Origin of the sequence: Actinophytocola sp. (assembly GCF_036402745.1) — a bacterium.
Taxonomy (GTDB): Bacteria; Actinomycetota; Actinomycetes; order Mycobacteriales; family Pseudonocardiaceae; genus Actinophytocola.
The window spans coordinates 34,905-40,991 of sequence record NZ_DASWSJ010000380.1 but is presented as its reverse complement, the minus strand read 5'-3'; the positions used below and the strand labels follow the sequence as shown (position 1 = coordinate 40,991).

Sequence of the window (6,087 nt, the reverse complement as noted above, 5' to 3'; positions counted from 1 at the left end):
GCCACCCTCGGCGGACCAGGACAAGCCAACTACGCCGCAGCCAACACCTTCCTCGACACCCTCGCCCACCACCGACACCACCACCACCAACCCGCAACCACCCTCGCCTGGGGCCACTGGCAAGCAAGCACCGAACTCACCCACCACCTCACCAAAACCGACCACAACCGCCTCACCACCACCGGCATCCACCCCATGCCCACCACCACCGGACTACACCACCTCGACACCGCCATCGCGCACACCGCGCCCCAGCTTTGCCCGATGCGCTTCTCCCCCACCGGGCTCAGCGCGGACACCGCACCGCCCATCCTCCACCGGCTCCTGCCGGCGACCGCCCGCCGCGGCGGTGCCGGGAAGCCGAACAAGGGCGCCCTGCTCCAGCAGTTGGCCGACCTGCCACCCGGCAAGCACCACGACCACGTCCAGCAGGTCGTGCTCACCACCACCGCCGCCGTCCTCGGCCACTCGGGCCCGCACGCCATCCAGACCACCAGCACGTTCAAGGACCTCGGATTCGACTCCCTCACCGCGGTCCAGCTCCGCAACCAGCTCAACCACGCCACCGGGCTCACCCTCCCGCCCACGCTCGTCTTCGATCACCCGACACCACGAGCCCTCACCGAGCACCTGCTCACCCACCTGCGGCCGCAGCAGCCGCCGAATCCGGTCGACGCCGTGCTCGACCAGCTGGCCGTGCTGTCGGAGACCGTGACCGACACCGAGCGCAGCCGACTCGCCGAGCGGTTGCAGGCGCTCCAACGGTTCCTCGTCGACGCCGTGCCCGCCGTGTCGGCCGGCCAGATCGAGTCGGCGTCGGCCAGCGAGCTGTTCGACCTCATCGACAACGAGCTGGGGATCCGGTGACCACTCCCAGGCTGATGCCGCGCGCCGCCCCCGGCTCGCTGACCCGGCTGCTGCGGCAGGCGCACGACGCCGGCCGGCTGCCCGACGCCCTCCCGATGTTGACCACCGGATCCCGCTTCATCCCGGCCTTCCGGTCGGCGACCGAGCTGACCGGCCCGCCGCGCCGGGTGCTCGTCAGCGAGGGGAACGCCCGGCCCCAGCTGATCTACGTGCCGTCGTTCCTCGCCGGCTCCGGGCCACATCAGTTCGTCAGGCTGGCGACCGCGTTCGACCGGCGAGCCCGGACCTCGGCGCTGGTCCTGCCCGGGTTCGACCGCGACAGCCCGGTCCCGGCGACCTGGACCGCCGCGCTCGACGCCCTCGCCGCGACCGTCCACCTGGTCGCGGGCGGCGGACCCTACGTGCTGGTCGGTCACTCGATCGGCGGCGTCGTCGCGCATGCGCTGGCGGGGCGCATGGCGCGCACCGGTCAGCCGGCCGCCCGCGGCGTCGTACTGATCGACACCTTCGACCCCAGCCCCGCACGGCAGGACGCCATGCTGGACTGGGCGATGGGCAGCGTGCTCGACCGAGATCCCGACGGGGTCATCGTCAACGACGACAACCTGCTCGCCATGGGTGCATACCTGCGGATCTTCCAGGACTGGCAGCACACCCACGCGACGGTCCCGGTGCTACAGGTCAGCGCCTCCGCGAGCCCCTGGCCGGCATGGCAGGTCGCGGACACCGTCACGCCGGTGGCCGCCGACCACTTCTCCATCCTCGAGGAGCACGCCGGGGTGACCGCCGAAGCCATCGAGAGGTGGCTGCCGACCGCCGGCGTGCGGTAGCCGTGCTCAGCCGGAGTGCCAGCGCATCGCGGCGGCGGCAGCGAAGTCGCCCGCGTGCGCGAACCCGGCCATCACCACCAGCGCGCCGTCGCGCAGTTTCCCCTCAGCGGCCGCGGTCGCCAGCGTGACCGGCACTCCCGCGGCATACAGGTTGCCGAACCTGTCGAATGTGTCGAAATGCCGGTCCGGCGACAGCCCGAGCGTGTTCCGCCATTTCATCAGGAATATCCGGTTCGGCTGGTTGGTCACCAGGAGGTCGATCTCCTCGAGCCCGACTCCGATTTTGCTGCACAATTCCCCGACGACCTCGGGAACGAGCCGGTTGCCGCGTTCGATGATTTCCTTCTGACGCTCCTCGGCGAACGCGATCTCGACCTCGCCGGGACCCTCTTCCCAATACCTGCGGCCGGACCCGGTCACCAGGCTCATGTCCGCGGCGAACGCGGGCGTGCTGCGGACGTGCACGCCGAGCACCGGCGACGCCTCGTCCGCGGTCACGTACGCGACACCACAGCCGTCCCCCGCGGTCAGCGCGCTGTTCGTCCTGCTCAGCTCGGGCTGCGCGTACACCTGGCCGGCCGTGTTCTGGACGTTGGCGATCAGCACCCGCCGCGCCTCGCCGCTGACGATCATCGACCGGGCGATCCTGAGCAGGTAGGGGAACGAGGCGCAGCCGCTGTTGTGCACGTCGAGGACCAGCTCCGGGTCGCAGCCGAGCAACCGCGCGGCCTCGGCACCGCTGCCGGTGATGAAGTTGTCCGGCAGCAACACGTTGGTGAGCAACAGATCCACGTTGCCCGCCGGGTCCATCCCGAGCCGTTCGAACATCGGCCGCGCCGCCCGCTCGATCATCTCCGCGGCGCGCTCACCCTGCCCGACCCGGTGCCGGGTGCGCGGCGGGCGCAGGAACGGGTTGGCGCCCAACGGATCCACCGCCGGGTCGACCGGTTCCGCCTCGACCACCTCGGCGGGCAGATACCGGCCGAACGCGGCAATACTGAGCTCGGACACAAGCCATCCTCTCGCCGGCTGCCGGGGTGTTTCCCACTATGTCGGAGGCGAGCGCTTTTTGCGAAACAACCGGGGGTGCGCTCTATGCTGCTCGCATGCTGGAAGTCGTTGTCGAAGAGACGATGAATTGCACGCCGGACGATTTTCTCGAGTTCGTCCTGGACGTCCACCGCTATGCCGAGGTCGATGACAAGATCGGCACAATCGACTGGGCCCGTCGCGACGGCGATCTCACCGAGTTCAAGTTCCGCCCGGTGCTGCCCGGCATTCCCGGGCCGGCGCCCAAGATGGTGATGTGGGTGCGCCGCGTCCCGGGCACCTCCATCGAGATGTCGATGGCGCCGTTGCCGCACAACCGGTGGATCCGCCACCTGGTCAGGTTCGACGCCTCGTTCGAGTGCACGCCGGTCGAGGGCGGCACCCGGGTCCGCAGCGTGACCTCCATGGACGTCACGCCCGCCGCCCGGTGGCTGATGGAGGCGATCCTGCGGCGGACCCTCCCCGGCAACATCCGCGGCGAGATGGACCGGGCGAAGGTCTACCTGGACCGGCAGACCAGGCAGAAGCAGGCCCACCATGGCTGACACCGTGGCTGACAACCTGGCCGACAACTACGACGTGGTGATCGTGGGCGGCGGCCTCGCCGGCTGCACCGCGGCGATCCTTCTGGGACGCAGCGGTCTGGACGTGGCGCTGCTGGAGGCACATCGCCACCCGTCCACCTACAAGCGAATGTGCACGACCTCCATCCGCTCCAGCGCGCTGCCCACCCTGCAGCGGATCGGGGTGGACAAGGCGATCGAGGCGGCCGGCGGCGTTCGCGCCTACGACGCGTTCAACACGCCCTACGGCTGGCTGCACGTTCCGGAGTCCGACGACTGCCCGCCGCACGGCTACAACATCCGGCGGGAGACCCTGGATCCGTTGATGCGCAAGGCCGCCGCCGAGGCCGCGGGCGTGGACCTGGTGATGGGCGCGAAGGTGCGGGAGCTGACCCGCGACCGCCAGGGCCGGGTGGACGGTGTGCTGGCGACCGTCGGCGGCGAGTCCCGCCGGCTCGGCGCCCGCCTGGTGGTCGGCGCCGACGGCTTCTCGTCGAAGGTCGCCGAGCTCGCCGGGCTGCGTGGGTACAAGACCGATCCCAAGCGGTTCTTCCTCTTCGCCCACTACCGCAACGTCGACGTGCCCGCCGACCGCACGCTCAGCATCTGGCTGAACATGCCGGACGTCCTCTCGCTCGGCGCGATGGACGACGGCCACGTCGTGCTGGCCGCGATGCTGGACAAGAACCGGCTGCCGGGCGAGCAGGCCGACAAGGAGAGCGTGCTGCTCGACGCGTACCGGAACGTGCCGGACGGCCCCGACCTGTCCCGCGCCCAGCGCACCTCGGACGTGCTGAGCGCCCGCTCCTACCCCAGCGTCACCCGCTGGCGGATCACCGCGCCCGGCGTCGCGCTGGTCGGTGATGCCGCGATGGTCGCCGACCCGCTGGAAGGGTCGGGCTGCGGCTGGGCCATCCAGGGCGGCGAGTGGCTCAGCGACGCCGTGGCCGACGCGGTCCGCGCCGGCCACCCCAACCGCATCGACCAGGCCGCCCGCCGCTACGAGCGCACCCACCGCTTCCGGCTGCTCCCGCACCAGGCCCAGATCATCGACCTCAGCACGCGGCTCGCGCTGTCCGGGATCATGAAGGTGGTGCTGGCCGCCTCGGTCCGGGATCCCAAGGTGGCCGCCAAGTTCACCGCCGTGATCACCCGCAACCGCTCGATGCTGAAGCTGCTGAACCCCGCGTTCATCGCCCGTGCCCTGTACTCCGCCCGCCCAAGAAAGGCAGCTCGAGCCACTCTTGAGGCGCGTGCGGTAGGCATGTGAGCGTGGTCAACCAGATGCGGGGCGCCGTGCGCGGCGAGGTCCTGACCCGTCGCCCGCACTCCGCCTGGGTCGCCGCACTGACCCTCGCGATCACCTGCGGCGCGCAGTTCGTCGTGGTGATCGACGAGACGATCGTCAACGTCGCACTGCCGTCGATCGGCCGGGAGCTGAGCTTCGGCACCGCGTCGCTCGCCTGGGTGGTCGACGCGTACATGTTGCTGTTCGGCGGGTTCCTCCTCCTCGGCGGCCGGTGCGCCGACCTGTTCGGTCGCCTGCGGATGTTCCGTATCGGACTGGCGCTGTTCGCCGCGGCCTCGCTGCTGGCGGGTCTGGCCGACTCGCCGGAACTGCTCGTCGTGGCCCGCGCGATCCAGGGGTTCGGTGGTGCGCTGCTGAGCCCGGCCGCGCTGAGCATCCTGGTGGTCACGTTCTCGACGGAGCACGAGCGCCGCCGCGCGCTCGGCCTGTGGGGCGGCCTGATCGGGATCGCCGGCGTCAGCGGGGTCATCCTCGGCGGCGTCATCACCGACACCGTCGGCTGGCAGTGGATCTTCTTCGTCAACGTGCCGATCGCGATCGTGCTCGGCGTGCTGACGCTGCTGCTCCCGAACCGCGGGCTCGCCGCGCCCGAGCGGGGCGGCCGGCTCAACCCGATCGGCGCCACGCTGGTCACCGGCGGTCTGCTGCTGTTGATCTACACCGTGATCAACACCTCGCACCGGTCCTGGGACGACCCGGTCACCATCGCGGGCCTGGCCGGTTCGGCCGCGTTGCTGACCGCGTTCGTCACCTACGAGCTGCGGGCCGGCAACCCGCTCATCCGGCTCAGCCTGCTCGCGCACCGACCGGTCGCCGTGGCGAACATCCTCACCATGCTGGCGGCCTCCGCGCTGTACGGGATGTTCTTCTTCCTCACCCTGTACATGCAGCAGGTGCACCAGTGGTCGCCGCTGCGCACCGGCTGGTCCTGGGCACCGTTCGGCCTGGCCATCGCGCTGTTCACCGGCGTGGCGATCAAGCTGCTGCCCCGGGTCGGCAGCCGCGCGCTGGTCGTCACCGGGCTGGTGCTGTGCGGTGCCGGCCAGTTCCTGCTGCTGCGCACCACGGTCACCGGCAGCTACTCCGCCGAGCTCCTCCCCGCGCTGCTGCTGTGCGGGACCGGCCTCGGCCTCGCGCTCGTGCCCAACACCGTCACCGCGGTCACCGGCATCGCCGCGTCCGAGGCCGGCGCGGCCTCCGGCATCCTCAACACCGCCCAGCAGGTGGGCGGCGCGGTCGGCCTCGCGGTCCTGGCCACCCTGGCCACCCGGCGGTTCGCCAGCGAGCAGGCCGCCGGCGCCACCCCCGCCGACGCCATGGTTTCCGGGTTCCACCACGGGTTCACCGTGATGATCGTGCTGACCGGCGTCGCCGTGCTGGTGGCGCTCGCCGGGCCGACGGTGCGCGGCCGCGTGGACGTCACCACCATCCAGGGCGCGTAACCGCCGCCCATCGGCACGTCAGCCGA

Annotated in this window: 6 protein-coding genes; 5 read left to right on the top strand and 1 reads right to left on the bottom strand. The window is 71.0% G+C overall.

Translation table 11 applies throughout. The features are described from left to right. Together VGD70_RS33950 and VGD70_RS33945 are read left to right on the top strand one after the other, a co-directional pair. On the top strand, positions 1-867 hold an 867-nt coding region (locus VGD70_RS33950), incomplete at its 5' end, for a beta-ketoacyl reductase (RefSeq protein WP_331088724.1). Beyond that, positions 864-1,697 carry an alpha/beta fold hydrolase gene (locus VGD70_RS33945; protein ID WP_331088722.1) on the top strand — a complete coding sequence of 278 codons (834 nt, stop codon included), beginning with the start codon at positions 864-866 and terminating at the stop codon, positions 1,695-1,697. The genes VGD70_RS33950 and VGD70_RS33945, both read left to right, overlap by 4 nt. Before the next feature lie 6 nt (positions 1,698-1,703). On the opposite strand, the gene VGD70_RS33940 is transcribed toward VGD70_RS33945, so the two are convergent. After that, positions 1,704-2,708, bottom strand: a complete 1,005-nt coding sequence (locus VGD70_RS33940; RefSeq protein WP_331088720.1) for a 3-oxoacyl-ACP synthase III family protein — start codon at positions 2,706-2,708, stop codon at positions 1,704-1,706. Positions 2,709-2,746: 38 nt separating this feature from the next. Between VGD70_RS33940 and VGD70_RS33935 the strand changes: the two genes are divergently transcribed. Genes VGD70_RS33935 through VGD70_RS33925 form a run of 3 tightly spaced genes read left to right on the top strand, consistent with a single transcriptional unit; the run spans position 2,747 to position 6,061 of the window. After that, on the top strand, positions 2,747-3,292 hold the full coding sequence (locus tag VGD70_RS33935; protein WP_331088718.1) for an SRPBCC family protein: 546 nt from the start codon (positions 2,747-2,749) through the stop codon (positions 3,290-3,292). Beyond that, positions 3,285-4,580 (top strand): NAD(P)/FAD-dependent oxidoreductase, encoded by a 1,296-nt coding sequence (locus VGD70_RS33930; RefSeq protein WP_331088717.1) that lies wholly within the window; start codon positions 3,285-3,287, stop codon positions 4,578-4,580. The genes VGD70_RS33935 and VGD70_RS33930 overlap by 8 nt, the downstream gene beginning before the upstream one ends. After that, positions 4,577-6,061 carry an MFS transporter gene (locus VGD70_RS33925; protein ID WP_331088715.1) on the top strand — a complete coding sequence of 495 codons (1,485 nt, stop codon included), beginning with the start codon at positions 4,577-4,579 and terminating at the stop codon, positions 6,059-6,061. The genes VGD70_RS33930 and VGD70_RS33925 overlap by 4 nt, the downstream gene beginning before the upstream one ends. The last annotated feature ends 26 nt before the right edge of the window (positions 6,062-6,087 follow it).

What these genes read in the sequence shown, in the direction of transcription:
- VGD70_RS33935 (WP_331088718.1), top strand. Translation starts at nt 2,747, where the DNA reads ATGTCGGAGGCGAGCGCTTTTTGCGAAACAACCGGGGGTGCGCTCTAT.
- VGD70_RS33930 (WP_331088717.1), top strand. Translation starts at nt 3,285, where the DNA reads ATGGCTGACACCGTGGCTGACAACCTGGCCGACAACTACGACGTGGTG.